Annotated in this window: 36 protein-coding genes and 1 pseudogene; 33 read left to right on the forward strand and 4 right to left on the reverse strand. The window is 64.4% G+C overall.

Going from position 1 to position 23450, the window contains the following annotated elements:
* The 33 genes and pseudogenes from tuf to ASC81_RS26915 all read left to right on the forward strand — a co-directional run.
* Positions 1–1187, forward strand: a 1187-nt coding sequence (gene tuf, locus ASC81_RS07515; protein WP_056265006.1) for an elongation factor Tu, incomplete at its 3' end; no start/stop codon positions are given.
* Between the two features lies 1 nt (position 1188).
* Positions 1189–1290 (forward strand): annotated as a pseudogene (locus tag ASC81_RS28250) (elongation factor Tu); the annotation flags it as partial.
* 66 nt (positions 1291–1356) lie between these two features.
* Positions 1357–1668: a 30S ribosomal protein S10 gene (gene rpsJ, locus ASC81_RS07520; RefSeq protein ID WP_056194266.1), complete on the forward strand. Its 312-nt coding sequence runs from the start codon at positions 1357–1359 to the stop codon at positions 1666–1668.
* 259 nt (positions 1669–1927) lie between these two features.
* Entirely contained in the window at positions 1928–2599 is a 672-nt protein-coding gene (gene rplC / locus ASC81_RS07525; RefSeq protein WP_056264758.1) for a 50S ribosomal protein L3, read from the forward strand.
* Positions 2599–3219, forward strand: a complete 621-nt coding sequence (gene rplD, locus ASC81_RS07530) for a 50S ribosomal protein L4 (RefSeq protein ID WP_056264761.1) — start codon at positions 2599–2601, stop codon at positions 3217–3219. The genes rplC and rplD overlap by 1 nt, the downstream gene beginning before the upstream one ends.
* Positions 3216–3530 carry a 50S ribosomal protein L23 gene (rplW, locus tag ASC81_RS07535; protein ID WP_056264764.1) on the forward strand — a complete coding sequence of 105 codons (315 nt, stop codon included), beginning with the start codon at positions 3216–3218 and terminating at the stop codon, positions 3528–3530. The genes rplD and rplW overlap by 4 nt, the downstream gene beginning before the upstream one ends.
* Positions 3531–4355, forward strand: a complete 825-nt coding sequence (rplB, locus tag ASC81_RS07540) for a 50S ribosomal protein L2 (protein ID WP_056264766.1) — start codon at positions 3531–3533, stop codon at positions 4353–4355.
* Positions 4356–4365: 10 nt separating this feature from the next.
* Positions 4366–4644 carry a 30S ribosomal protein S19 gene (rpsS, locus tag ASC81_RS07545; RefSeq protein ID WP_056194250.1) on the forward strand — a complete coding sequence of 93 codons (279 nt, stop codon included), beginning with the start codon at positions 4366–4368 and terminating at the stop codon, positions 4642–4644.
* Positions 4645–4655: 11 nt separating this feature from the next.
* On the forward strand, positions 4656–4985 hold the full coding sequence (rplV, locus tag ASC81_RS07550) for a 50S ribosomal protein L22 (RefSeq protein WP_056194291.1): 330 nt from the start codon (positions 4656–4658) through the stop codon (positions 4983–4985).
* A 14-nt stretch (positions 4986–4999) separates the two neighbouring features.
* Positions 5000–5863, forward strand: a complete 864-nt coding sequence (gene rpsC / locus ASC81_RS07555) for a 30S ribosomal protein S3 (RefSeq protein WP_056194248.1) — start codon at positions 5000–5002, stop codon at positions 5861–5863.
* A 2-nt stretch (positions 5864–5865) separates the two neighbouring features.
* Complete coding sequence (gene rplP, locus ASC81_RS07560; protein WP_056264769.1) at positions 5866–6282, forward strand: 50S ribosomal protein L16; 417 nt, start codon at positions 5866–5868, stop codon at positions 6280–6282.
* 11 nt (positions 6283–6293) lie between these two features.
* The gene (rpmC, locus tag ASC81_RS07565; protein WP_056264773.1) at positions 6294–6494 is read left to right on the forward strand and encodes a 50S ribosomal protein L29; all 201 of its coding nucleotides are present in this window, start codon (positions 6294–6296) and stop codon (positions 6492–6494) included.
* Positions 6491–6766, forward strand: a complete 276-nt coding sequence (gene rpsQ, locus ASC81_RS07570; protein ID WP_056264775.1) for a 30S ribosomal protein S17 — start codon at positions 6491–6493, stop codon at positions 6764–6766. The genes rpmC and rpsQ overlap by 4 nt, the downstream gene beginning before the upstream one ends.
* Positions 6767–6947: 181 nt before the next feature.
* Positions 6948–7457: a peroxiredoxin gene (locus ASC81_RS07575; RefSeq protein ID WP_056264777.1), complete on the forward strand. Its 510-nt coding sequence runs from the start codon at positions 6948–6950 to the stop codon at positions 7455–7457.
* A 272-nt stretch (positions 7458–7729) separates the two neighbouring features.
* Entirely contained in the window at positions 7730–8098 is a 369-nt protein-coding gene (gene rplN / locus ASC81_RS07580; RefSeq protein ID WP_056194233.1) for a 50S ribosomal protein L14, read from the forward strand.
* Positions 8099–8121: 23 nt separating this feature from the next.
* Positions 8122–8436, forward strand: a complete 315-nt coding sequence (rplX, locus tag ASC81_RS07585) for a 50S ribosomal protein L24 (RefSeq protein WP_056264780.1) — start codon at positions 8122–8124, stop codon at positions 8434–8436.
* Between the two features lie 9 nt (positions 8437–8445).
* Positions 8446–8985, forward strand: coding sequence for a 50S ribosomal protein L5 (gene rplE, locus ASC81_RS07590; RefSeq protein ID WP_056264783.1), 540 nt, complete (start codon positions 8446–8448; stop codon positions 8983–8985).
* Positions 8986–8993: 8 nt separating this feature from the next.
* Positions 8994–9299 carry a 30S ribosomal protein S14 gene (gene rpsN / locus ASC81_RS07595; protein ID WP_056264785.1) on the forward strand — a complete coding sequence of 102 codons (306 nt, stop codon included), beginning with the start codon at positions 8994–8996 and terminating at the stop codon, positions 9297–9299.
* Between the two features lie 23 nt (positions 9300–9322).
* Positions 9323–9718 carry a 30S ribosomal protein S8 gene (rpsH, locus tag ASC81_RS07600; protein WP_056264788.1) on the forward strand — a complete coding sequence of 132 codons (396 nt, stop codon included), beginning with the start codon at positions 9323–9325 and terminating at the stop codon, positions 9716–9718.
* A gap of 17 nt (positions 9719–9735) precedes the next feature.
* Positions 9736–10269, forward strand: a complete 534-nt coding sequence (gene rplF, locus ASC81_RS07605) for a 50S ribosomal protein L6 (protein ID WP_056264793.1) — start codon at positions 9736–9738, stop codon at positions 10267–10269.
* A gap of 11 nt (positions 10270–10280) precedes the next feature.
* Positions 10281–10640, forward strand: a complete 360-nt coding sequence (rplR, locus tag ASC81_RS07610; RefSeq protein WP_056264796.1) for a 50S ribosomal protein L18 — start codon at positions 10281–10283, stop codon at positions 10638–10640.
* 18 nt (positions 10641–10658) lie between these two features.
* The gene (gene rpsE / locus ASC81_RS07615; RefSeq protein WP_056264798.1) at positions 10659–11180 is read left to right on the forward strand and encodes a 30S ribosomal protein S5; all 522 of its coding nucleotides are present in this window, start codon (positions 10659–10661) and stop codon (positions 11178–11180) included.
* Between the two features lie 20 nt (positions 11181–11200).
* Entirely contained in the window at positions 11201–11383 is a 183-nt protein-coding gene (rpmD, locus tag ASC81_RS07620) for a 50S ribosomal protein L30 (RefSeq protein WP_056194210.1), read from the forward strand.
* Between the two features lie 26 nt (positions 11384–11409).
* On the forward strand, positions 11410–11841 hold the full coding sequence (gene rplO, locus ASC81_RS07625; RefSeq protein WP_056264802.1) for a 50S ribosomal protein L15: 432 nt from the start codon (positions 11410–11412) through the stop codon (positions 11839–11841).
* A 21-nt stretch (positions 11842–11862) separates the two neighbouring features.
* A complete protein-coding gene (gene secY, locus ASC81_RS07630; protein ID WP_056264805.1) occupies positions 11863–13173 on the forward strand; it encodes a preprotein translocase subunit SecY in 1311 nt (436 codons plus the stop codon).
* 60 nt (positions 13174–13233) lie between these two features.
* Complete coding sequence (infA, locus tag ASC81_RS07635) at positions 13234–13452, forward strand: translation initiation factor IF-1 (RefSeq protein WP_009855680.1); 219 nt, start codon at positions 13234–13236, stop codon at positions 13450–13452.
* Positions 13453–13511: 59 nt separating this feature from the next.
* A complete protein-coding gene (rpmJ, locus tag ASC81_RS07640; RefSeq protein WP_056194202.1) occupies positions 13512–13625 on the forward strand; it encodes a 50S ribosomal protein L36 in 114 nt (37 codons plus the stop codon).
* A 34-nt stretch (positions 13626–13659) separates the two neighbouring features.
* Positions 13660–14025, forward strand: a complete 366-nt coding sequence (gene rpsM, locus ASC81_RS07645) for a 30S ribosomal protein S13 (RefSeq protein WP_056264810.1) — start codon at positions 13660–13662, stop codon at positions 14023–14025.
* 26 nt (positions 14026–14051) lie between these two features.
* Positions 14052–14456, forward strand: coding sequence for a 30S ribosomal protein S11 (gene rpsK, locus ASC81_RS07650; protein WP_056194196.1), 405 nt, complete (start codon positions 14052–14054; stop codon positions 14454–14456).
* A 245-nt stretch (positions 14457–14701) separates the two neighbouring features.
* On the forward strand, positions 14702–15325 hold the full coding sequence (rpsD, locus tag ASC81_RS07655) for a 30S ribosomal protein S4 (RefSeq protein ID WP_056264812.1): 624 nt from the start codon (positions 14702–14704) through the stop codon (positions 15323–15325).
* Between the two features lie 147 nt (positions 15326–15472).
* Positions 15473–16462 (forward strand): DNA-directed RNA polymerase subunit alpha, encoded by a 990-nt coding sequence (rpoA, locus tag ASC81_RS07660; protein WP_056264815.1) that lies wholly within the window; start codon positions 15473–15475, stop codon positions 16460–16462.
* Positions 16463–16596: 134 nt separating this feature from the next.
* Positions 16597–16986 (forward strand): 50S ribosomal protein L17, encoded by a 390-nt coding sequence (rplQ, locus tag ASC81_RS07665; RefSeq protein WP_056264817.1) that lies wholly within the window; start codon positions 16597–16599, stop codon positions 16984–16986.
* Positions 16987–17166: 180 nt separating this feature from the next.
* The gene (locus tag ASC81_RS26915; RefSeq protein WP_156391881.1) at positions 17167–17340 is read left to right on the forward strand and encodes a hypothetical protein; all 174 of its coding nucleotides are present in this window, start codon (positions 17167–17169) and stop codon (positions 17338–17340) included.
* Here ASC81_RS26915 and pdeM read toward each other — a convergent pair whose 3' ends face one another.
* The 4 genes from pdeM to ASC81_RS07685 all read right to left on the reverse strand — a co-directional run bounded on the left by pdeM (position 17341) and on the right by ASC81_RS07685 (position 23314).
* Positions 17341–18000 (reverse strand): ligase-associated DNA damage response endonuclease PdeM, encoded by a 660-nt coding sequence (pdeM, locus tag ASC81_RS07670; protein WP_056264820.1) that lies wholly within the window; start codon positions 17998–18000, stop codon positions 17341–17343.
* Positions 17997–20504, reverse strand: a complete 2508-nt coding sequence (locus tag ASC81_RS07675) for a ligase-associated DNA damage response DEXH box helicase (RefSeq protein ID WP_056264822.1) — start codon at positions 20502–20504, stop codon at positions 17997–17999. The genes pdeM and ASC81_RS07675 overlap by 4 nt, the downstream gene beginning before the upstream one ends.
* A 129-nt stretch (positions 20505–20633) precedes the next feature.
* Positions 20634–22277: an ATP-dependent DNA ligase gene (locus tag ASC81_RS07680; RefSeq protein ID WP_056264825.1), complete on the reverse strand. Its 1644-nt coding sequence runs from the start codon at positions 22275–22277 to the stop codon at positions 20634–20636.
* Positions 22274–23314: a ligase-associated DNA damage response exonuclease gene (locus ASC81_RS07685; protein ID WP_056264828.1), complete on the reverse strand. Its 1041-nt coding sequence runs from the start codon at positions 23312–23314 to the stop codon at positions 22274–22276. The genes ASC81_RS07680 and ASC81_RS07685 overlap by 4 nt, the downstream gene beginning before the upstream one ends.
* Between the last annotated feature and the right edge of the window lie 136 nt (positions 23315–23450).

Below are 23450 nucleotides of genomic sequence, written 5' to 3' on the forward strand. Positions count from 1 at the left end.
ATGGCAAAAGGCAAGTTTGAACGGACCAAGCCGCACGTCAATGTGGGCACGATCGGTCACGTTGACCACGGCAAGACGACGCTGACGGCAGCGATCGCGACCGTGCTGTCCAAGAAGTTCGGCGGCGAGGCCAAGGCCTACGACCAGATCGACGCAGCGCCCGAAGAAAAGGCCCGCGGCATCACGATCAACACCGCCCACGTCGAGTACGAGACGGCCAACCGCCACTACGCGCACGTTGACTGCCCCGGCCACGCCGACTACGTCAAGAACATGATCACCGGTGCCGCCCAGATGGACGGCGCCATCCTGGTGTGCTCGGCCGCTGACGGCCCGATGCCCCAGACCCGCGAGCACATCCTGCTGGCTCGCCAGGTCGGCGTGAAGTTCATCATCGTCTTCCTGAACAAGTGCGACATGGTCGACGACGCCGAGCTGCTCGAGCTGGTCGAAATGGAAGTGCGCGAGCTCCTGTCCAAGTATGACTTCCCCGGCGACGACACCCCCATCATCAAGGGTTCGGCCAAGCTGGCGCTGGAAGGCGACACGGGCGATCTGGGCGAGCAAGCCATCATGCGTCTGGCCGATGCCCTGGACAACTACATCCCCCAGCCGGACCGTGCCATCGACGGCGCCTTCCTGCTGCCGGTTGAAGACGTCTTCTCGATCTCCGGCCGCGGCACCGTCGTGACCGGTCGCGTCGAGCGCGGCATCATCAAGGTCGGCGAAGAAATCGAAATCGTCGGCATCCGCGACGTGCAAAAGACCACCGTCACCGGCGTCGAAATGTTCCGCAAGCTGCTCGACCAAGGTCAGGCAGGCGACAACGTCGGCATCCTGCTGCGCGGCACCAAGCGTGAAGACGTCGAGCGCGGCCAAGTGCTGGCCAAGCCCGGCTCGATCAAGCCCCATACCCACTTCACCGCTGAGATCTACGTCCTCAGCAAGGAAGAGGGCGGCCGCCACACGCCGTTCTTCAACAACTACCGTCCCCAGTTCTACTTCCGCACGACGGACGTGACCGGTGCTGTGGAGCTGCCGAAGGACAAGGAAATGGTCATGCCCGGCGACAACGTCGGCATCACGGTCAAGCTGATCGCGCCGATCGCCATGGAGACGGGCCTGCGCTTCGCCATCCGTGAAGGCGGCCGTACCGTCGGCTCGGGCGTCGTCGCGACGATCCTCGCNAAGCTGATCGCGCCGATCGCCATGGAGACGGGCCTGCGCTTCGCCATCCGTGAAGGCGGCCGTACCGTCGGCTCGGGCGTCGTCGCGACGATCCTCGCCTAATCAATGCGTGACGTGCGCCGGGCGGCTGCCGCCTGGTGCTCACCACCTGCTCTTTAAGGAACCGTCATGCAAAAGCAAAAGATCCGCATCCGCCTGAAGGCGTTTGATTACAAGCTGATCGACCAGTCGGCCCTCGAGATCGTCGAGACCGCCAAGCGCACCGGCGCCATCGTCAAGGGCCCCGTGCCCCTGCCGACGCGCATGGAGCGTTTCGACATCCTGCGTTCGCCCCACGTCAACAAGACGAGCCGCGACCAGTTCGAGATCCGCACCCACCAGCGCCTGATGGACATCGTCGATCCGACCGACAAGACGGTCGACGCGCTGATGAAGCTCGACCTGCCCGCCGGCGTCGACGTCGAGATCAAGCTGCAGTAATTCGCCGGCCTTCGGGCTTGTGATCCCAAGGCTCCGTCCTGTTTCGACAGGCCGGAGCCTTGTCTTTTTGGCCATCCATGCTTGAGGCTTGCATCGAGTCTCTTCCGCAAGCTATACTCGCCAGCTTTCCTGGGCTCGCCTATGCGTGCTCGGGGTTCGCGCAATGTCGTTTTACGGCTTTGCAAAGTCAGCCCGGCCAATCGATGTCGGGTGTTCGCAATAGCTTCCGTCGCGAAAGCGGCAGGGGCTGGAGAAAAACATGAGTCTGAGCAACCGTCTCGGTTTGCTGGGCCGCAAGGTGGGCATGATGCGCATCTTCACGGACGATGGCGATGCCATCCCTGTGACGGTGCTGGACGTGTCCAACAACCGCGTGACCCAGGTCAAGACCCAAGAGACCGATGGCTATAGCGCCGTTCAAGTGGCGTTCGGTACGCGCAAGGCATCGCGCGTCACCAAGCCCGAAGCTGGCCACCTCGCCAAGGCGGGCGTCGAAGCCGGTGAAATCCTCAAGGAATTCCGCGTCGAAGCCGACGTCGCCGCCCAGTACCAAGCTGGCGCGACCGTTCCGGTGACGTTGTTCGCCGCCGGCCAGCTGGTCGACGTGCAGGGCACGTCCATCGGCAAGGGCTTTGCGGGCACCATCAAGCGCCACAACTTCAGCTCGCAGCGCGCGTCGCACGGTAACAGCCGTTCGCACAACGTGCCGGGCTCGATCTCTATGGCGCAGGACCCGGGGCGTGTGTTCCCGGGCAAGAAGATGACCGGCCACATGGGCGACGAAACCGTCACCACCCAGAACCTGGACATCGTGCGCGTTGACGAGGCTCGTCAACTGCTGCTGGTCCGCGGTGCGGTCCCGGGTTCGAAGAACGGCCACATCGTCGTTCGCCCGGCCGTCAAGGTCAAAGTCAAGAAGGGAGCCAACTGATGCAGCTCGAGCTCCTGAACGAGCAGGGTCAGGCCACCGCCAAGGTGGAAGCGCCTGACACCATCTTCGCTCGCGACTACAACGAAGCCCTGGTGCACCAGGTGGTCGTGGCCTTCCAGGCCAACGCCCGCCAAGGCACCCGCGCCCAGAAGGACCGTGAACAGGTCCATCACTCGACCAAGAAGCCTTTCCGCCAGAAGGGTACCGGCCGCGCTCGCGCCGGTATGACCTCGTCGCCTCTGTGGCGTGGCGGCGGTCGCATCTTCCCGAACATGCCTGACGAGAACTTCTCGCACAAGCTGAACAAGAAGATGTACCGCGCCGGCATGGCTGCGATCCTGTCGCAGCTGGCCCGTGAAGGCCGCCTGGCCGTGGTGGATTCGATCTCGGTCGAAGCCCCCAAGACCAAGCTGCTGGCCGCCAAGTTCAAGGCCATGGGTCTGGACTCGGTACTGGTCATCTCCGACGTCGTCGATGACAACCTGCTGCTGGCTTCGCGCAACCTGGCCAATGTGCTGGTCGTCGAGCCGCGCTACGCCGACCCCCTGTCGCTGGTCTTCTACAAGAAGGTGCTGGTGACCAAGGCCGCGGTCGAGCAACTCAAGGAGATGCTGGCATGAGCGTCACCAAGTATTCCGAAGGCCGTCTCGCCTCCGTGCTGCTCGCGCCCATCGTGTCCGAGAAGGCCACGCAAATTGCCGAGAAGCACAACCAGGTCCTGTTCAAGGTCCTGCGCGACGCCACCAAGCCCGAGATCAAGGCCGCTGTTGAACTGATGTTCAAGGTCGAGGTCGAGTCGGTCAACGTCGTCCAGGTCAAGGGCAAGACGAAGCGCTTCGGTGGCCGCGCCGGCCGCCGTGACCACGTCAAGAAGGCGTACGTCGCCCTCAAGGCCGGTCAAGAGCTCAATTTCTCCGGGGAGGCCGCGTAAATGGCCATCGTCAAAGTCAAACCTACCTCGCCCGGTCGCCGTGGCGTTGTCAAGGTGGTGCACAAGCACCTGCACAAGGGCGCGCCCCATGCAGCTTTGCTTGAGCCCCAAATCCAGAACTCGGGCCGCAACAACAACGGTCACATCACGATTCGCCACAAGGGCGGTGGTCACAAGCACCACTACCGCGTGGTCGACTTCAAGCGCAACAAGGACGGCATTCCGGCCAAGGTCGAGACCATCGAGTACGACCCGAACCGCACCGCTCACATCGCGCTGGTGGTGTACGCCGACGGCGAGCGCCGCTACGTGATCGCACCGCGCGGTCTCGAAGTGGGTGCAACCATCCTGAGCGGCTCGGAAGCGCCGATCAAGGCTGGCAACACGCTGCCGATCCGTAACATCCCGGTGGGCTCGACGATCCATTGCATCGAGCTGCAGCCCGGCAAGGGTGCCCAGATGATCCGTTCGGCCGGCACCTCCGCTGTCCTGATGGCTCGTGAAGGCGTCTACGCCCAGATCCGACTGCGCTCCGGCGAAGTTCGCCGCGTGCACATCGACTGCCGCGCCACCATCGGTGAAGTGAGCAACGAAGAGCACAGCCTGCGCCAGTACGGCAAGGCCGGCGCGATCCGCTGGAAGGGTATTCGTCCGACCGTTCGAGGTGTGGCGATGAACCCGGTGGATCACCCGCACGGTGGTGGCGAAGGCCGCACTGGCGAGGGCCAGGTCCCCGTGTCGCCGTGGAACACCCTGACGAAGGGCTACCGCACTCGCAACAACAAGCGCACGCAGACGTTCATCGTCTCGCGTCGCAAGAAGTAAGGGCTAGGCCATGACTCGTTCGCTGAAGAAGGGCCCCTTCGTTGACCACCATTTGATGGCCAAGGTCGACAAGGCTGTTGCCATCAAAGACAAGAAGCCCATCAAGACCTGGTCGCGCCGCTCGACGATCCTGCCCGAGTTCATCGGTCTGACGATCGCCGTGCACAACGGCAAGCAACACGTGCCGGTTTATGTGTCTGACCAGATGGTCGGCCACAAGCTGGGTGAATTCGCGCTGACCCGCACCTTCAAGGGCCACCCGGCCGACAAGAAGGCCGGGAAGAAGTAAGGATGCCGACGATGGAAACCAAAGCAATCGTTCGTGGCGTTCGCCTCTCGTGTGACAAGGGTCGCCTCGTGGCTGACCTGATCCGCGGCAAGAAGGTGGACCACGCGCTCAACATCCTGGAGTTCACCCAGAAGAAGGCCGCTGTGATCATCAAGAAGGCGCTGGAAAGCGCCATCGCCAACGCCGAGCATAACGACGGCGCTGACATTGATGAGCTCAAGGTCACCTCGATCTACGTCGAGCAGGGTGCCACGCTGAAGCGCTTCTCGGCTCGCGCCAAGGGTCGCGGCAACCGCATCAGCAAGCCCACCTGCCACATCTTCGTGGCCGTCGGCAACTAAGGCGTAAGAAGACTATGGGACAAAAAATCCATCCGGTTGGCTTCCGCCTTCCTGTCACCCGTAACTGGGCTTCGCGCTGGTACGCGAACAACCAGAACTTCGCCACGATGCTGGCCGAAGACCTGCGTGTTCGCGAGTACCTGAAGGCCAAGCTCAAGAATGCTGCCGTCTCGCGCATCCTCATCGAGCGCCCCGCCAAGAACGCACGCATCACGATCTACTCGGCTCGTCCGGGCGTCGTGATCGGCAAGAAGGGCGAGGACATCGAAGCGCTGAAGGCTGAACTGACCAAGCGTCTGGGCGTGCCCGTCGCCGTCAACATCGAAGAAGTGCGCAAGCCTGAAGTCGATGCTCAGCTGATCGCCGACTCGATCACCCAGCAGCTCGAAAAGCGCATCATGTTCCGCCGCGCCATGAAGCGCGCGATGCAGAACGCGATGCGTCTGGGTGCCCAGGGCATCAAGATCATGAGCGCTGGTCGCCTGAACGGCATCGAAATCGCTCGTACCGAGTGGTATCGCGAAGGTCGTGTGCCCCTGCACACCCTGAAGGCCGACATCGACTACGGCTTCTCCGAAGCCAAGACCACCTACGGCGTCATCGGCGTCAAGGTCTGGGTCTATCGCGGTGACCGTCTTGCCAATGGCGAGGCTCCGGTCATCAACACCCCCGCAGGCGCCGAAGACGATCGTCGCCCGCGCCGTAACGCCCGTCCGGGTGCTCCTGGTGGCCGTGGCCGTCCGGGTGGCGACCGTGGCCCGCGTGACGGAGCAGATCAGCCCGCTGCCGCCGCCCCCACGGGTGACGCAGCCAAGCCCGCTGCCAAGCGCGTGGTCCGCAAGGTCCCCGCAGCCGGTGGCGAGGCCAAAGGAGAATAAACATGCTGCAACCCGCTCGTCGTAAATACCGCAAAGAGCAGAAGGGCCGCAACACTGGTGTTGCAACCCGTGGCGCCGCGGTGTCTTTCGGTGATTTCGGCCTCAAGGCCACCGAGCGCGGCCGTCTGACGGCCCGCCAGATCGAAGCGGCTCGCCGCGCGATCTCGCGCCATATCAAGCGTGGCGGTCGGATCTTCATCCGCGTGTTCCCGGACAAGCCCATCTCGCAAAAACCCGCCGAAGTCCGGATGGGTAACGGCAAGGGCAACCCTGAGTACTACGTGGCTGAAATCCAGCCCGGCAAGGTGATCTACGAAGTCAATGGCGTGCCCGAAACGCTGGCTCGCGAAGCGTTCACGCTGGCTGCTGCCAAGCTGCCGCTGCGCTGCACCTTCGTGGCCCGCCAGGTCGGCACCTGAGGAAGGACACCATGAAAGCAACTGAACTCCGCGCCAAGGACGTCGCTGCCCTCGAAAAGGAAGTGACCGACCTGTTGAAGGCCCACTTCGGCCTGCGCATGCAAAAGGCCACCCAGCAGCTGACCAATCACAGCCAGCTGGGCAAGACCCGCCGCGACATCGCACGTGCCAAGACCATCCTGGCGCAAAAGAACAAGGAGGCCACGAAATGACTGAGGCCCAAGTCCAAGCCAAGAACACGCGTACCCTGGTGGGCCGCGTGGTCAGCGACAAGCGCGCCAAGACGGTCACCGTCCTGGTCGAGCGTCGCGCCAAGCATGAGCTCTACGGCAAGATCGTGGCCCGTTCGCGCAAGTACCACGCCCACGACGAAAAGGGCGAGTACAAGAATGGCGACGTGGTCGAGATCAGCGAAGGTCGTCCGATCTCCAAGACCAAGAGCTGGGTCGTGACCCGCCTGGTCGAGAAGGCCGAGATCGTCTAAAGACACCGGTCGCATGACCGCTGCACAACCGGCACGCTGGGTAACTGGCGCGCCGGTTTTTTTTTGGCTATTGCGCGTGAACCTTTGGCGAGCAACGCTTGTTGCTCGCGACGAGTCCGGCGTTTCGAACCGACGCGCAGGCGCCTAGTCATTTTCAGAACCCTCAATCAGGAGCGACACCATGATCAACGTTGGCGACAAGCTGCCCGCAGGCAGCCTGCAGGAATTCATCGAAGTCGAGGGCGAGGGCTGCTCGCTCGGTCCCAACAGCTTCGACATCGAGAAGGCCACGGCCGGAAAGACCATCGCCATCTTCGCGTTACCCGGTGCTTTCACGCCGACATGCTCGGCCAAGCACGTGCCCGGCTACGTCGAATCAGCTGAGTTGCTGAAGGCTGCCGGCGTTGACGAGATCTGGTGTGTGTCGGTCAACGATGCCTTCGTGATGGGCGCCTGGGGACGCGAGCAAAAGACTGCCGGCAAGGTGCGCATGATGGCTGACGGCAGCGCCGCGTTCGCCAACGCGACCGGCCTGACGCTGGACCTGACCGCCAAGGGCATGGGCGTGCGCTCGCAGCGCTACTCCATGCTGGTCAAGGACGGCATCGTCAAGACGCTGAACGTCGAAGGCCCTGGCAAGTTCGAGGTCAGCGACGCCGGCACGATGCTGGCGCAAGTCAAAGGCGCCTGAGCCATCGGGAGTTCCGCGGGTCGGCAGCAGCCGGCCTTGCAAATACTTCTGTGTCAGGCATTGACGCCTCAAAGGTTCTCGCTGCATAATGCGCAGCTTCGCCGAACGCCAGTGCTCCTGCTACGCAGAGCCTCAAGCTGGCTTCGGATCCGCCCACAACCGTTGGGCAGCAAGTGGCGCCAAGCCGCCGGCTGTTTGACTTACGGGCCCAAGACTGACCGACGCGCAATGCCTGCAAGGGCGCTGCAACTCGGGGCAAGTTGGGGACAGACATGATCCAAATGCAATCGCGGCTTGATGTCGCGGACAACACTGGTGCGAAGTCCGTTCAGTGCATCAAGGTGCTGGGCGGCTCCAAGCGCCGTTATGCGCACATTGGCGACATCATCAAGGTCAGCATCAAAGAAGCTGCCCCGCGTGGTCGCGTGAAAAAGGGCGAGGTCTACAGCGCCGTGGTGGTTCGTACCGCCAAGGGCGTGCGCCGCCAGGACGGCTCGCTCGTCAAGTTCGACGGCAATGCCGCCGTGCTGCTCAACGCCAAGCTGGAGCCGATCGGCACCCGCATCTTCGGCCCGGTGACGCGTGAACTGCGTACCGAGCGGTTCATGAAGATCGTGTCGCTGGCGCCCGAGGTGCTTTGAGCCCCCACTGTCTGAGGTAAGCCATGAACAAGATTCGTACCGGCGACCAGGTCATTGTGCTGACCGGCCGCGACAAGGGTAAGCGCGGCACCGTGTCCGCCCGCACCGATGTCGACCACGTGGTGGTTGACGGCATCAATGTCGTCAAGAAGCACGTCAAGCCCAACCCCATGAAGGGCACCACCGGCGGCGTCGTCGACAAGACCATGCCCATCCATCAATCCAACGTGGCGATCTTCAACGCCGCTTCCGGCAAGGCTGATCGAGTGGGCGTCAAGCTCGTCGACGGCAAGCGGGTGCGCGTGTTCAAGTCGACCGGCGAAGAGATCAAGGCTTAAGAGGTCGTCATGGCTCGTCTTCAAACGCATTACCGCGAAAACATCGTGCCCGGCCTGGTCGAGAAGTTCGGCTACAAGTCGGTCATGGAGGTGCCCCGCATCACCAAGATCACGCTCAACATGGGTGTGAGCGAGGCCGTCGCCGACAAGAAGGTCATGGACCACGCCGTGGGTGACCTGACCAAGATCGCCGGCCAGAAGCCTGTCGTCACGAAGTCGAAGAAGGCCATCGCCGGCTTCAAGATCCGTGACGCGGTGCCCATCGGTGCGATGGTGACGCTGCGCGGCGTCCAAATGTATGAATTCCTGGACCGCTTCGTGACGATCGCGCTGCCGCGAGTTCGCGACTTCCGGGGCATCTCCGGTCGCTCGTTCGACGGCCGTGGGAACTACAACATCGGCGTCAAAGAACAGATCATCTTCCCCGAAATCGAATACGACAAGGTGGATGCTCTGCGTGGTCTGAACATCAGCATCACGACGACTGCCAAGACGGACGACGAAGCCAAGGCTCTCCTGGCTGCGTTCAAGTTCCCGTTCAAGAACTGAGGTGATCTGTGGCTAAGACTTCCATCAAGCAACGTGAACTGAAGCGCGAAGCACTCGTCGCCAAGTTCGCCAAGAAGTACGCAGACCTGAAGGCCATCATCAACGACAGCAAGAAGTCGGATGAAGAGCGCTACGCCGCTCGCCTCGAGCTGCAGAAGCTGCCCCGTAACGCATACCCGACCCGTCTGCGCAATCGTTGCGAATTGACCGGTCGCCCGCGTGGCACCTTCCGCAAGTTCGGTCTGGCCCGCAACAAGATTCGTGAACTGGCCTTCAAGGGCGACATCCCCGGTGTCGTCAAGGCCAGCTGGTAATCGGCCGATAGGAGTAATCGCAAATGAGCATGAGTGATCCCATCGCCGATATGCTGACCCGCATTCGTAATGCGCAGATCGTCGAGAAAACCAGCGTCGCAATGCCGTCGTCCAAGCTGAAGGTGGCGATTGCCAAAGTCCTGAAGGACGAAGGCTATATCGACGACTTCGCGGTGCGTGGCGAAGCTGCCCGCCCTGAGCTGGAAATCGCGCTGAAGTACTACGCCGGCCGCCCGGTCATCGAGCGTATCGAGCGCGTGAGCCGTCCCGGCCTGCGCATCTACAAGGGCCGCCACGACATTCCCCAGGTCCAGAACGGCCTGGGTGTGGCGATCGTCACGACCCCCCAGGGCGTGATGACGGATCGCAAAGCACGTGCCGCCGGTATCGGTGGTGAAGTGCTCTGCTACGTCGCCTAAGCGAAGGAGTAGGAACAATGTCCCGCGTTGGAAAAATGCCGGTCAACGTCCCGCAAGGCGTGGATGTGACCGTCGGTGCTGAGTCGATCAGCGTCAAGGGTTCGCTCGGCACGCTGGTGCGTACGTCGAACAAGCTTGTCACCGTCAAGAACGAAGCCGGCAAGCTGAGCTTCGTGCCCGCCAACGAATCGGCCGAAGCCGATGCGATGAGCGGCACGATGCGCGCGCTGGTGGCCAACATGGTCAACGGCGTCAGCAAGGGCTTCGAGAAGAAGCTGAATCTGGTCGGCGTGGGCTTTCGCGCCCAAGCCCAGGGTCAGAAGCTCAACCTGCAGATCGGCTTCTCTCACCCTGTGGTGAAGGACATGCCGGCTGGTATCAAGGTTGAGTGCCCGACCCAGACCGAGATCATCATCAAGGGCGCTGACCGCCAGGTCGTCGGCCAGATTGCCGCCGAGGTGCGTGCCTTCCGTCCGCCGGAGCCCTACAAGGGCAAGGGCATCCGTTACTCGGATGAGAAGGTCTCCCTCAAAGAGACCAAGAAGAAGTAAGGAGCAGCGCCATGATGACCAAGAAAGAACAACGCCTGCGTCGTTCGCGCCAGACCCGCGTTCGCATTGCGATCCAGCGCGTGGCCCGTCTGACGGTGTTCCGCTCCAACCTGCATATCTACGCTCAAGTCGTTTCGGACGACGGCGGCAAGGTGCTGGCGGCAGCCTCCACGGCCGAGAAGTCGGTGCGCGAGCAGCTGAGCAGCGGTGGCGGCAACGTCGCTGCTGCCACGCTGGTGGGCAAGCTGATTGCCGAAAAGGCCAAGGCTGCTGGCGTCGAGAAGGTCGCTTTCGACCGCTCGGGCTTCGCCTATCACGGCCGTGTCAAGGCCCTGGCCGAAGCAGCCCGCGAAGCCGGCCTGCAGTTCTGACGCATCAAGGAATAAGAAATGGCAAAGTTTCAACCCCGCGGCGCTCAGGCTGAAGGCAACGACGACGGCCTGAAGGAAAAGATGATCGCGGTCAACCGCGTCACCAAGGTTGTGAAGGGTGGCCGTACGCTGTCTTTCGCTGCTTTGACCGTGGTCGGCGACGGCGATGGCCGTATCGGCATGGGCAAGGGCAAGGCCAAGGAAGTGCCGGTTGCAGTGCAGAAGGCCATGGAAGCCGCCCGCCGCAACATGGTCAAGGTCAACCTGAAGAACGGCACCATCCATCACAACGTGGTGGGCGAGCACGGTGCAGCGCACGTCATCATGGCACCGGCTCCTGCCGGTACCGGCGTCATCGCCGGCGGCCCGATGCGCGCCGTCTTCGAAGTGATGGGTGTGACGGACATCGTGACCAAGAGCCACGGTTCGACCAACCCTTACAACATGGTCCGCGCCACGCTGGATGCGCTCAAGCGCGCCACGACGGCGTCGGAAGTCGCTGCCAAGCGCGGCAAGACGGTTGAAGAAATCTTCAACTGATCGCCAAAGCGGAGCACAAGATGTCTGACAAGAAAACCGTGACGGTCAAGCTGGTGCGTAGCCCCATCGGCTGCCGCGCCTCGCACCGCGCCACCGTGGTCGGCCTGGGCCTGCGCCGGCTGAACAGCCAGAGCACCCTGGAAGACACGCCGGCAGTGCGCGGCATGATCAACAAGATCGCCTATCTGGTGCAGGTGCTTTAAGCACTGCTTACCAAGAGGACAAGACGATGGAACTCAACACGATCAAGCCCGCAGAGGGCTCCAAGCATGCCAAGCGCCGTGTCGGCCGCGGCATCGGCTCGGGCCTGGGCAAGACCGCAGGTCGCGGTCACAAGGGCCAGAAGTCCCGCGCTGGTGGCTACCACAAGGTCGGCTTCGAAGGCGGCCAGATGCCGCTGCAGCGTCGCCTGCCCAAGCGTGGCTTCAAGTCGCTGACGCTGAAGTACAACGCCGAGATCACGCTGTCGGACCTGCAGGGTCTGGCCGGCGACGAGATCGACATGTCGACGCTGAAGGCTGTCGGCCTGGTGCCTCAGTTGGCTAAATCGGTCAAGGTCATCCTGGCAGGCGCTATCGAGCGCAAGGTCACGCTCAAGGGCGTGAACGTCACGAAGGGCGCCAAGGCGGCCATCGAGGCGGCGGGCGGCTCGGTCGCTTAATCGACAAGGAACCGATCCAGCGTGGCTACCAACGCGAATCAGCTGGCCAAGAGCGGCAAGTTCGGCGACCTGCGTCGTCGGCTTGTGTTCCTGTTGCTGGCCCTGGTCGTCTACCGCATCGGCGCGCATATCCCCGTGCCCGGTATCGACCCGGTCCAACTGCAGCAGTTCTTCAAGGATCAGGGTGGCGGCATCCTGGGCCTGCTCAACATGTTCTCGGGCGGCGCGATGTCGCGCTTCACCGTGTTCGCGTTGGGAATCACGCCCTATATCTCGGCTTCCATCGTGCTGCAGTTGATGACCTATGTGGTCCCGACGCTGGAGCAACTGAAGAAGGAAGGTGAGGCCGGCCGTCGCAAGATCACGCAGTACACGCGTTATGCGACGCTGGGACTGGCGCTGTTTCAAAGCCTGTCGATTGCGCTGGCGCTTGAAGGATCTTCTGGTCTGGTGTTGAGCCCTGGCTTCGGCTTCCGGCTGACGGCGGTCTCCAGCCTGGTGGCCGGCACGATGTTCCTGATGTGGTTGGGTGAGCAGATCACCGAGCGTGGTTTGGGCAACGGCATCTCCATCCTGATCTTTGCCGGTATTGCCTCCGGCCTGCCGAGCGCCATCGGTGGCCTGTTCGAGCTGGTGCGTACCGGTGCGATGGGCTACGGCGCGGCGCTGGTGGTGATCTCCCTGGTCGTGCTGGTGACCTACTTCGTCGTGTTCGTCGAACGTGGTCAGCGCAAGATCTTGGTGAACTACGCCAAGCGGCAGGTTGGCAACAAGGTCTACGGTGGTCAGTCGTCGCATCTGCCGCTGAAGCTCAACATGTCGGGCGTGATCCCGCCGATCTTCGCGTCGTCCATCATCCTGCTGCCGACCACGGTCGTGAGCTGGTTCGCGACGGGTGATGGCCTGCGCTGGTTGAAGGATCTGGCCAACGCAGTCAGCCCGGGTCAGCCGATCTATGTGCTGCTGTACGCCTCGGCCATCGTGTTCTTCTGCTTCTTCTACACGGCGCTGGTGTTCAACAGCCGTGAGACGGCAGACAACCTGAAGAAGAGCGGCGCGTTCATCCCGGGCATTCGTCCAGGTGAGCAGACCGCCAAGCACATCGACAAGATCCTGTCCCGGCTCACGCTGGCTGGTGCGATCTACATCACGCTGGTCTGCCTGCTGCCCGAATTTTTGACATTGAAGTACAACGTTCCGTTTTACTTCGGTGGTACATCCCTGTTGATCATCGTTGTCGTGACGATGGACTTCTGGGCCCAGGTACAGAGCTACATCATGAGTCAGCAGTACGAATCACTGCTGAAGAAGGCCAGCTTCAAACCCACCTGAGGGCGAGGAGCTGATCGTTAACCAAGATTGATTCCAGCAACACAATCCTGAACGTGCGGCATGGCGAAAGACGACGTCATACAGATGCAGGGCGAGATTCTTGAGAACCTCCCCAACGCCACGTTCAGAGTGAAGTTGGAAAACGGGCATGTCGTGCTCGGTCACATCTCCGGCAAGATGCGGATGCACTACATCCGTATCCTCCCCGGCGACAAAGTGACCGTTGAACTGACACCCTACGATTTGAGTCGTGCTCGCATCGTATTCCGGGCGAAGTGAGCTGTTTGAACCCCCGGATTGCGTGTGAGCGCAGAAGAAGTTAGGCCAAGGAGCAGACCATGAAAGTTTCGGCATCCGTGAAGCAGATGTGCCGCAATTGCAAGATCATCCGCCGCAAGGGTGTGGTGCGCGTGATCTGTACCGACCCGCGCCACAAGCAACGCCAGGGCTAAGCCCGAGCGCGCACGACAGGACTAGAGGACAACCATGGCACGTATTGCTGGTATCAACATTCCGCCGCAAAAGCACACTGAGATCGGTCTGACCTCGATCTACGGCATCGGCCGTACGACCGCCCAGAAGATCTGCACGACCTGCGGTATTCCGTTCGACAAGAAGGTCAAGGACCTGAACGACTCCGATCTCGAAAAGATCCGTGATGTCGTCAACCAGATGACCATCGAAGGCGATCTGCGCCGTGAGCAGTCCATCAACATCAAGCGTCTGATGGACCTCGGTTGCTACCGCGGCTTCCGTCATCGCCGTGGCCTGCCGATGCGCGGCCAGCGCACCCGCACGAATGCCCGTACCCGCAAGGGTCCGCGCAAGTCGGCTGCGACCGGCAAGAAGTAAGCTGCCCGAACTGAAAGAAGGTCAATATGGCAAAGGCTCCCAACAATTCGGCGGCTCAGCGCGTTCGCAAGAAGGTCCGCAAGAACGTTGCTGACGGCATCGCGCACGTCCACGCATCGTTCAACAACACGATCATCACGATCACCGACCGTCAAGGCGGCGCCCTGTCCTGGGCTTCGTCGGGCGGCCAAGGCTTCAAGGGTTCGCGCAAGTCGACGCCTTTCGCAGCCCAGGTGGCGGCTGAAGTCGCGGGTCGCGCTGCGCAAGAGCAGGGCATCAAGAATCTGGACGTCAAGATCAAGGGCCCAGGCCCGGGTCGCGAATCGTCGGTGCGTGCCTTGGCTGCGCTGGGCATCCGCATCAACTCGATCTCTGACGTGACGCCGGTGCCGCACAACGGCTGCCGTCCGCAGAAGCGTCGTCGGATCTGATCTCCTTCACCGTTCGGTGACAGGGATATTGCAGATTCGGATGACGGTGCGATAATCGCGCGTTTTCCCGGAGCCGGCGGGCACTCAGGTGCTGCGCCGGCTTCAGTCTTGAGTCGATCCCATTTGGATCTCAATTGGCGGCGACTCACAAGCCCACCGTCCAAGCCCACAAAAACACTGGCTGGACTCGCGTCAGGCAACTCGGTTTCCGAGCCCCGACGTCAGATTGAACAAGGACACGCAAAGTGGCACGTTACCTCGGCCCCAAGGGCAAACTTTCCCGCCGTGAAGGCACCGACCTCTACCTGAAGAGCGCCCGCCGCGCCATCAGCGACAAGGTCAAGTTCGACTCCAAGCCCGGCCAGCATGGCCGCACCTCCGGCCAGCGCACGTCCGACTTCGGCCTGCAGCTCCGTGAGAAGCAAAAGGTCAAGCGCATGTACGGCGTGCTGGAGCGCCAGTTCCGCCGCTACTTCGCCGAAGCCGAGCGCCGCAAGGGCTCGACCGGTGTGAACCTGCTGCAACTGCTGGAATCGCGCCTGGACAACGTCGTCTACCGCATGGGCTTCGGCTCGACCCGCGCAGAAGCCCGCCAGCTGGTTTCGCACAAAGGCGTCACGGTGAACGGCGAAGTCGTCAACATCGCGTCCTACCTGGTCAAGGCCGGAGACACCGTCGGCGTGCGCGACAAGGCCAAGAAGCAGCTGCGCGTGACCGAGTCGTTCAAGCTGGCTGACTCCATCGGCCTGCCGGCCTGGGTGGCTGTCGACGGCACCAAGCTCGAAGGCGTGTTCAAGAAGGCTCCGGACCGCGACGAGTTCGGCGCCGAGATCAATGAATCGCTGATCGTCGAGTTGTACTCGCGTTAATGATTTCCCCGCCGACCACGCCTCTTGGGGCGCGGTCGGCGTTTCCTCGTCCGGGTTTCCGCCTCATCGGGGCCCTTCGAAGGCTCAACCCGGCTGGTCCTCAGCCTTATCGGTGTAACGAGCCGAGGGTATTGAAAGAAAGACCTCATGCAAACCAACTTGCTCAAACCCAAATCCATCAACGTGGAGCCCCTGGGCGGTCATCGCGCCAAGGTCACGCTGGAGCCGTTCGAACGCGGCTACGGTCACACCCTGGGCAACGCCCTGCGCCGTGTGCTGCTCTCGTCGATGGTGGGTTATGCGCCGACGGAGGTGACGATCGCCGGCGTGCTGCACGAGTACTCGGCCATCGACGGCGTGCAAGAGGACGTGGTTCACATCATGTTGAACCTCAAGGGCGTCGTCTTCCGCCTGCACAACCGTGAAGAAGTGACCCTGGTCCTGCGCAAGGAAGGCGAAGGCCCCGTCACCGCCGCCGACATCCAGACCCCGCACGACGTCGAGATCATCAATCCCGAGCACGTCATCGCCCACCTGTCGCAAGGCGGCAAGCTGGACATGCAGATCAAGGTCGAGAAGGGCCGTGGCTATGTGCCGGGCACGATGCGCCGCTTCGGCGACGAGCCGACCAAGAGCATCGGCCGCATCGTCCTCGACGCTTCGTTCGCGCCCGTCAAGCGCGTCAGCTACGCCGTCGAGAACGCCCGCGTCGAGCAGCGTACCGACCTGGACAAGCTGGTCATGGAAATCGAAACCAACGGCGCCATCTCGCCCGAGGAAGCGATCCGTGCTTCGGCCAAGATCCTGGTTGAACAGCTGGCCGTGTTCGCACAGCTGCAAGGCACCGACCTCGTCGACGCCTTCGACCAGCCGGCCCAGCGCTCCAGCAGCTTCGATCCGATCCTGCTGCGCCCGGTCGACGAGCTCGAACTCACCGTGCGTTCGGCCAACTGCCTGAAGGCCGAAAACATCTACTACATCGGCGACCTGATCCAGCGTACCGAGACCGAGCTGCTGAAGACCCCCAATCTGGGTCGCAAGTCGCTCAACGAAATCAAGGAAGTCCTCGCTTCGCGCGGCCTGACCTTGGGCGCACGTCTCGAGAACTGGCCTCCCCAAGGTCTCGACAAGCGGTAATCCGCTGCGCTCCAACAGAAAAGACGGCCTGAAGGCCGTCCTCTGATGACAAACGCACCCCGGTGCGTTTGATCGTGCCCCGGCAGTACCTGATCCGGCTGCCGGCATTAACAAAGTGAAAGGTAACAAGCACCATGCGTCACCGTAACGGCCTCCGCAAACTCAACCGCACCAGCGCCCACCGCGCTGCCATGCTCCGCAACATGTGCGTTTCGCTGCTGCAGCACGAAGCCATCAAGACCACGGTCCCCAAGGCCAAGGAACTGCGTCGCGTCGTTGAGCCCCTCATCACGCTTGCCAAGGAACCCACGCTGGCCAACCGCCGCCTGGCTTTCGACCGCCTGCGCGACCGCGACATCGTCAGCAAGCTCTTCAACGAACTGGGCCCGCGCTTCAAGGCGCGTCCGGGCGGCTACACCCGCATCCTGAAGATGGGCTTCCGCGTCGGCGACAACGCCCCCATGGCCTTCGTCGAGCTGGTTGATCGCCCTGAAGGCGAAACTGCCGGCGACGCCGTCGAATAAGTTCAGCCTGTGCTGATCCGCCAAGCCCGCCTCGTGCGGGCTTTTTCACGCCTGCGTCGGCTGTCTCCTACCGCCGGGATTCGCCTGGCCCGACTGCGTGGCGTGATGGCCCGGCCCATATTGGAACCGCGCAGGATCGGGCAGGCAGGCTGTTCCGGCCGGGCGCGAGAAGGAGCCGACATGCCCAAGACCCATGGCAATCGCGCCGGCCCGGTCGAGCACAAGGTCAGCGATTTCGCGACCACCAAGTCGACCCAGGGCCAGACACTGACCAAGCAGGCCAAGGAGCCTGCGCGACAACCGGACGGCACGGCGCGCGAAGCGCCCAAAGGCCCGCCCCAGCACAAGATCTGATCAGCTGCGTCGCGGCAGCCAATGCAGACTGCCGTCGCCAAGCACGGCAACATCGGCGCCCTGGCGTGCGAGGTCGCCGTGATGAAGCGTCAGCGCGCCCGTCAAACCGCCGAAGGCTGGCAGGACCAGAGCGTGCGGATAGCAGACGAAGCAGGGCCGCCGCAGGCGGTCGCCGGCACGGCTGCTGATGGACACCGCGGGATGCAAGTGGCCCGCCAGCGTGAAGCCCGGCGCGCCGGCCTGTGGCGGCTCGTGAGCGGCGGTCAAGGAACCTAACGACAAGGTCCCGCTGACCACCTGCAGTGGCAGTCCCGCCGGATGGATGTGCCGGTCGTGGTTGCCGAGCACGAGCACGGTGGCGATGCGCTGGCCGAACGCGGCCACGGCACTCAGCAGGGCCGGGTTCAGCCCCTGGACGCCATGCCAGAAGTCGCCGAGCACCACGAGCCGGTCGGCGTCGTGCCTGACGACGAGATCATGCAAGCGCGACAGCGTTTGTGCGCTGCTGCCCGCCGGTACCGCCTGGCCTTGCGCCCGAAAGGCCGCGCCCTTGCCCAGATGCAGGTCGGCCACGAACACGGTGCGGCCTTCGGGCCACCAGACCGCACCATCGGCCAGCAACCACAGCGTCTCACCCGCTGCGTCGACGCGCAGGCTCATCGCGGCCTCCGGCGGCCGCGCGATCTCGGTGCCTTCTCCGGCGCCTTGCCAAAGACGAGCCGAGCAGCGACGTCTTGTGACGGCGCCCGGCCGCCGGCCGCCTCCTCCAGCTCGACCAGCATGCGGCTCAGCCGCTGCGCCAGCGACTCCGTCGACGCGCGCTCGCGCAGCCGCTCCACCAGCAGCGGGAACGCCAGCGGCGTCGGCCGTGCCGGCTTCTGCAGGTCCAAAGTCTGTGCCGCCATGCGAGCCAAGGTGCGGCCCAAGGCGTCGACATCAAGCTCCGCGGACAGCAGCTCGGCCTCCGCCTGACGCAGCAGCCGGTTCTCCGGGTCGTGCCGGCGGAACACGTCGAAGTAAAGCGAGGCCGACGCCTGCAGTTGCCGCTGGCTGCGCGCCTCGCCCGGGTGGCTCTGGAAGATCAGCCCGGCAATGCGGGCGATCTGCCGGAAGCGCCGCCGCGCCATCTCGCTCGCGTTCAGGCTCGCCAGCACTTCCTCGCGCAGCGTCGCGCGCTCCACCGGCGCCAGCAGCTTCGGCAACTGTCCAGCCCAGTCGATCTCGGTTGCGCTCAACAGCTCCAGCCCATAATCGTTGATCGCCATCGTGAAGGTGGCCGGCGTGTCGCGGCCGGCCCGCCAGGCCAGCAGCGACGCCAGTCCGAGGTGCACGACGCGGCCCGCGAACGGATAAAGGAACAGATGATGGCCGTCGCCCGATGTCATCACCTCGGCCAGCAGCCTCTGCGGCCCGGGCAGTGCGGACCACTCGACCTGCAGCTTCAGCAGTGGCGCGACAAAGCGCATCTCCTTGTCGGTGTAGCGGCCCTCGGCCGCCTCGGCGAATCGATCCAGCATCGCATCCGACAGCGTGTCCGAAATCGGAAACTGCCCTCCGTCCCAGCGCGGCAGCTTCGCCTTGCCCGGCTTGGCGACGCGTACATAGGCCGTCAGCCCCTCCACCCGCACCAGCTCCAGCGCGCGCCCGCCCAGCAGGAAGACGTCCCCATTGCGCAATCGCGAGATGAAGCTTTCCTCCACCGTCGCGATACGGCCGCCGGTCATGAACTGCACGCTCACCACCGCGTCCGACACGATGGTGCCGATGTTGCTGCGGTGGCGCCGCGCCAGCCGCACATCTGGCACGCGCCAGACGCCTTCGTCATCAGGCACGACGCGCTGGAAATCCGGGTAGGCCCGCAGCGTCTCGCCGCCGTGGCGCACGAAGGCCAGCGCCCAGGCCCAGGCCGCATCGCTCAAGCCTCGGTAGCTTGGCGCCGAGCGCACCTCGGGCAGCAGTTCCTCGGGCCGGAAGCCGCCGCCGAGCGCGATCGTGACAAGGTGCTGCACCAGCACGTCCAGCGGCGCGTCCGGCGGCCGGCGAGGCTCGATGCGGCCGGCCTCGACAGCCGCGCGCAGCGCCGACGCCTCAACGATCTCCAGGCTGTGCGTCGGCACCATGGTCACACGCGAGCGCCGTCCGGGTGCGTGGCCACTGCGGCCGGCTCGCTGCAGCAGCCGCGCAACGCCCTTGGCCGAGCCGATCTGCAGTACCTGCTCCACCGGCAGGAAGTCCACACCCAAGTCCAGGCTCGCCGTGCAAACCACGCACTTGAGCTGACCGGCCTTCATCGCCGCCTCAACCCAGCGCCGCATCTCGGCATCGACCGAGCCGTGATGCAGCGCGATCAGCCCGGCCCAGTCCGGCCGCGCGTCCAGCATCGCCTGGAACCAGCGCTCACACTGGGACCGCGTGTTGGTGAACACCAGCGAGTTCGCCGCGGCGTCGACCCGCTCGATGACGCCGGGCAGCATCTCCAGGCCCATATGACCCGCCCAGGCGAAGCGCTCGATGCGCTCGGGCAGCAGGGTATCGATGAAGATCTTCTTGTCCTGCGCGCCGCGCACGATGACGGCGCCGGGCGCCAGCGTGTCGCGCGCTTCGTCGAGGTTGGCGAGCGTCGCCGACAGCCCCCACGTCAGCAGCGCCGGGTTCCATCTGCGCAGCCTTGCCAGCGCCAGCTGCAGTTGCACGCCGCGCTTGGTGCCGAGCAATTCATGCCATTCGTCGACGACGACCAGGCGCACGCGCTTCAGGATGTCGGGCGCGTCCGCGCGCGACAGCATCAGGCTCAGCGACTCCGGCGTGGTGACGAGGCCGGTGGGCCAGCGGCGCTGCTGCGAAGCGCGCTCGCTGCTGGTGGTGTCGCCGGTGCGTGCGGCCAGCGTCCACTTCGGCGCAAGGACGCTGGCTGCGTCTTGCAGCGCCAGCAGCGTGTCATGGCTCAGGGCCCGCATGGGGGTCACCCACAACACGCTCAGCGGTTCGTTGACGTCGCTGAAGGCTTGCAGCGCGCCGAGCCAGACAGCAAGCGTCTTGCCGGAGCCGGTGGTGGCGTGGAGCAGGCCGGAGTGGCCTTGCTTCATTTCCTTCCAGACGGTTTTCTGGAAGGGGAAGGCCTTCCAGCCTTTGCTTTCCAGCCAGGCGGTCGTCGGGTTAGGCATTCGGGGCTGCACCAGTCGCTAGTGGGCAGATGGCGTTGATTCCTCGTTGCTTTCGGCCGACGCCACGTTTGCCGGGAGCCCCGGGAACCCGACACCGAGTCGAAGGGACAGTCGAAAAAACACGCAACATCAACCCACCACCTCCATCAGCTCCCTCAGCGAATCGAGCGTATCCGCCTCATGAAGCGGCTTGTCCTCCCGAATCCGCAGCATCCGCGGAAACCGCACCGCGATGCCGCTCTTGTGCCGCGTGCTGGCCTGGATGCCCTCAAAGCCCAGCTCGAACACCATCGTCGGCCGCACCCGTCGCACCGGCCCGAACTTCTCGACCGTCGTGCGGCGGATCTCCCGATCCACCCGCTTGATCTCCTCGTCCGTCAGCCCCGAATAGGCCTTCGCAAACGGCACCAACATCAACTCGCCGCCCGTCGAGTCGAGCGCCGCTTCGGCCTCTTCAGCATCGCGCGGCGTGCGGTTCCAGACGGCGAAGCTGTAGTCCGTGTACAGGTTGGCCCGCCGCCCATGCCCCGCCTGGGCGTAGATCAGCACGGCGTCCACGCTCAGCGGCGCGACCTTCCACTTCCACCACGCGCCGACGGTGCGCCCGATGCCGTAGGCCGACTCTCGGTGCTTGAGCATCAGCCCTTCGACACGCCTTTCGCGCGATTGCTCCCGAGCAGCGGCAAGACCGGCCCACTCACCGGCGTCCACCAGCGGCGATGTCGGGATACCCAGTTGCTCCAGCCGTGCGCGGCGCACATGCATGGGCTCGGCGCGCCGGTCGACGCCTTCGCTTTCCAGCAGGTCGTAGGCCAGCAACCGCACCGGCGCTTCCGCCAGGATAGCCTTGGACAACTTGGTGCGGCCGATGCGCTTTTGCAGCAGCGCGAACGGCGCCGGCTCGGCCTCGCCCGGCAGCCAGGCCAACAACTCGCCATCGACGACTGTGCCGTCCGGCCAGGTGCTCGCCGCTGCCTCGACCTCGGGGAAGCGCTCCGTCACCAACTCCTCGCCGCGCGACCAGATCCACACCTGGCCGTCGCGCTTGACGACTTGGGCGCGGATGCCGTCGTACTTCCATTCCGCCAGCCAGTCGCCGCGCTCGCCCAGCGCCGCCGGCTCGCCGGGCAGTGCATGCGCCAGGAAGAACGGGTAGGGCTGGCCGCCGCGCGCGCCGCTGCTGTCTTCATTCAGCAGCGCCTGGAAGCGCTCGGCCGTCGGCGGTGTGTCGATGTCGGTGTAGCCCATCATGCGCTGCGCGATGCCGGCCACATCCTTGCCCGACCACTCGGCAATCGCCCGCTGCACCAGCAGCTTGCTGACCCCCACGCGAAAGCCGCCGCCGACCAGCTTGACGAACATGAAGCGCTCGTCGGCCGACAGCCCCCGCCAGGCGCTCAGCACGGCCTCGCGTCGCGTGACCGGGTCGGCCTTGCGCAGCGGCAGGATGCGCTGCTCCATCCAGTCGGCCAGCGGCTCGTCGAGCTTGTCCTCAGGGTCGGGGAGCACGTAGGCAATCGCCTCGGCCAGGTCGCCGGTCGCGGCGTAGCCGGCCTCGAACAGCCACTCGGGCAGGCCCGCCGATTCGCAGGCCAGCGCGCGCAGCTCACTGGTCGGCACCGCCCGGCGCGGCGTGCCGCCGGCCAGCAGATAGACGGCCCACGCCGCATCGCGCGGCGGGGCATCAGCCAGATAGCGCTTCAGCGCCGCCACCTTGGCAAGCGTCGACGTGCTCGCGTCGATGGCGAGGTAGAGGGCGACGAAGCGCTTCATGTGCCGCTCTCCGCGCCCGCCAAGGCCTCGTCGCCGTACTCCGTCGCAAAGGCCTCGGCCTGCAAACCGAGTTCGCCCAGGTAGCGCACCAGCGCGCCTTCGTCGCCATGCGTGACGATGACGCGCTGCGCCCCCGTCGATTGGATGGCCGACAGCAACCCCGGCCAGTCCGCGTGGTCGCTGAACACGAAGCCGCGGTCCACGCTGCGGCGGCGCCGCGCACCGCGCAGCCGCATCCAGCCGCTGGCAAACGCATCGCTGTGCGGGCCCAGCGCCTTGGCCCAGCGGCTGTCCTGCACCGCCGGTGGCGCAATGACCAGCGCGCCGCGCAGCGCCTTGAAGCTGGTCTCCGGCGTCACGGTCTCCACATCCGGCAGGGCCACGCCGGCCTCGCGATAGGCGGCGTTCAACCGTGCGACGGCGGCATGCACCAGCACCGGCCCCGGCGCGTCGGCCGTGGCCAACCCGGCGATCAGGCGCTGCGCCTTGCCCAGGCTGTAACCCATCAGCAGCGCATGCTTGCCCTGGGCTGCGCAATCGGCCCACCAGGCGCGCATCTCGCCGATCACCTCGGTCTGCGGCGCCCAGCGGTAGATGGGCAGGGCGAAGGTGGCCTCGGTGATGAAGACATCGCAGCGCACCGGCTCGAAGGGCGCGCAGGTGGTGTTGGCATCGCCCGCGCCGCTGACGAAGTAGTCGCCCGACACCACCCACACCTCGCCACGGTGCTCGACGCGCACCTGGGCCGAGCCCAGCACGTGGCCGGCCGGGTGCAGGCTGATCGTCACATCGCCGACTTGCAGCGCCTCGCCATAGGCCAGGCCCCGCAACCGCATGTCGGGGCCGACGCGCGAGCGCATCAGGCCTTCGGCGTCCCGGTGGGCCAGATAGGCCTCGTGGCCCTCGCGGCAGTGGTCGGCATGGGCATGTGTGATGACGGCGCGCGACACCGGCCGCCAGGGGTCGATGTAGAAATCGCCCGCCTCGCAATACAAACCCTCGGGGCGGCGGGTGATCAGGTCGGGGCGGCTGGCCATGCGGCGAGTTTGCCGACGCCGCCGCGGCGCCGCTGTCGGACGGCACCTTGGCCCCGGCGCGCACACGCTCATTTACGGGACAAGGCGGAACTCAAAGGCCGTTGTCGCTACTCACCCCGCGTGCGACCGCCAGGTC

The sequence above is a fragment of the Pelomonas sp. Root405 genome (genome assembly GCF_001425165.1).
Classification (GTDB): Bacteria; Pseudomonadota; Gammaproteobacteria; order Burkholderiales; family Burkholderiaceae_C; genus Pelomonas.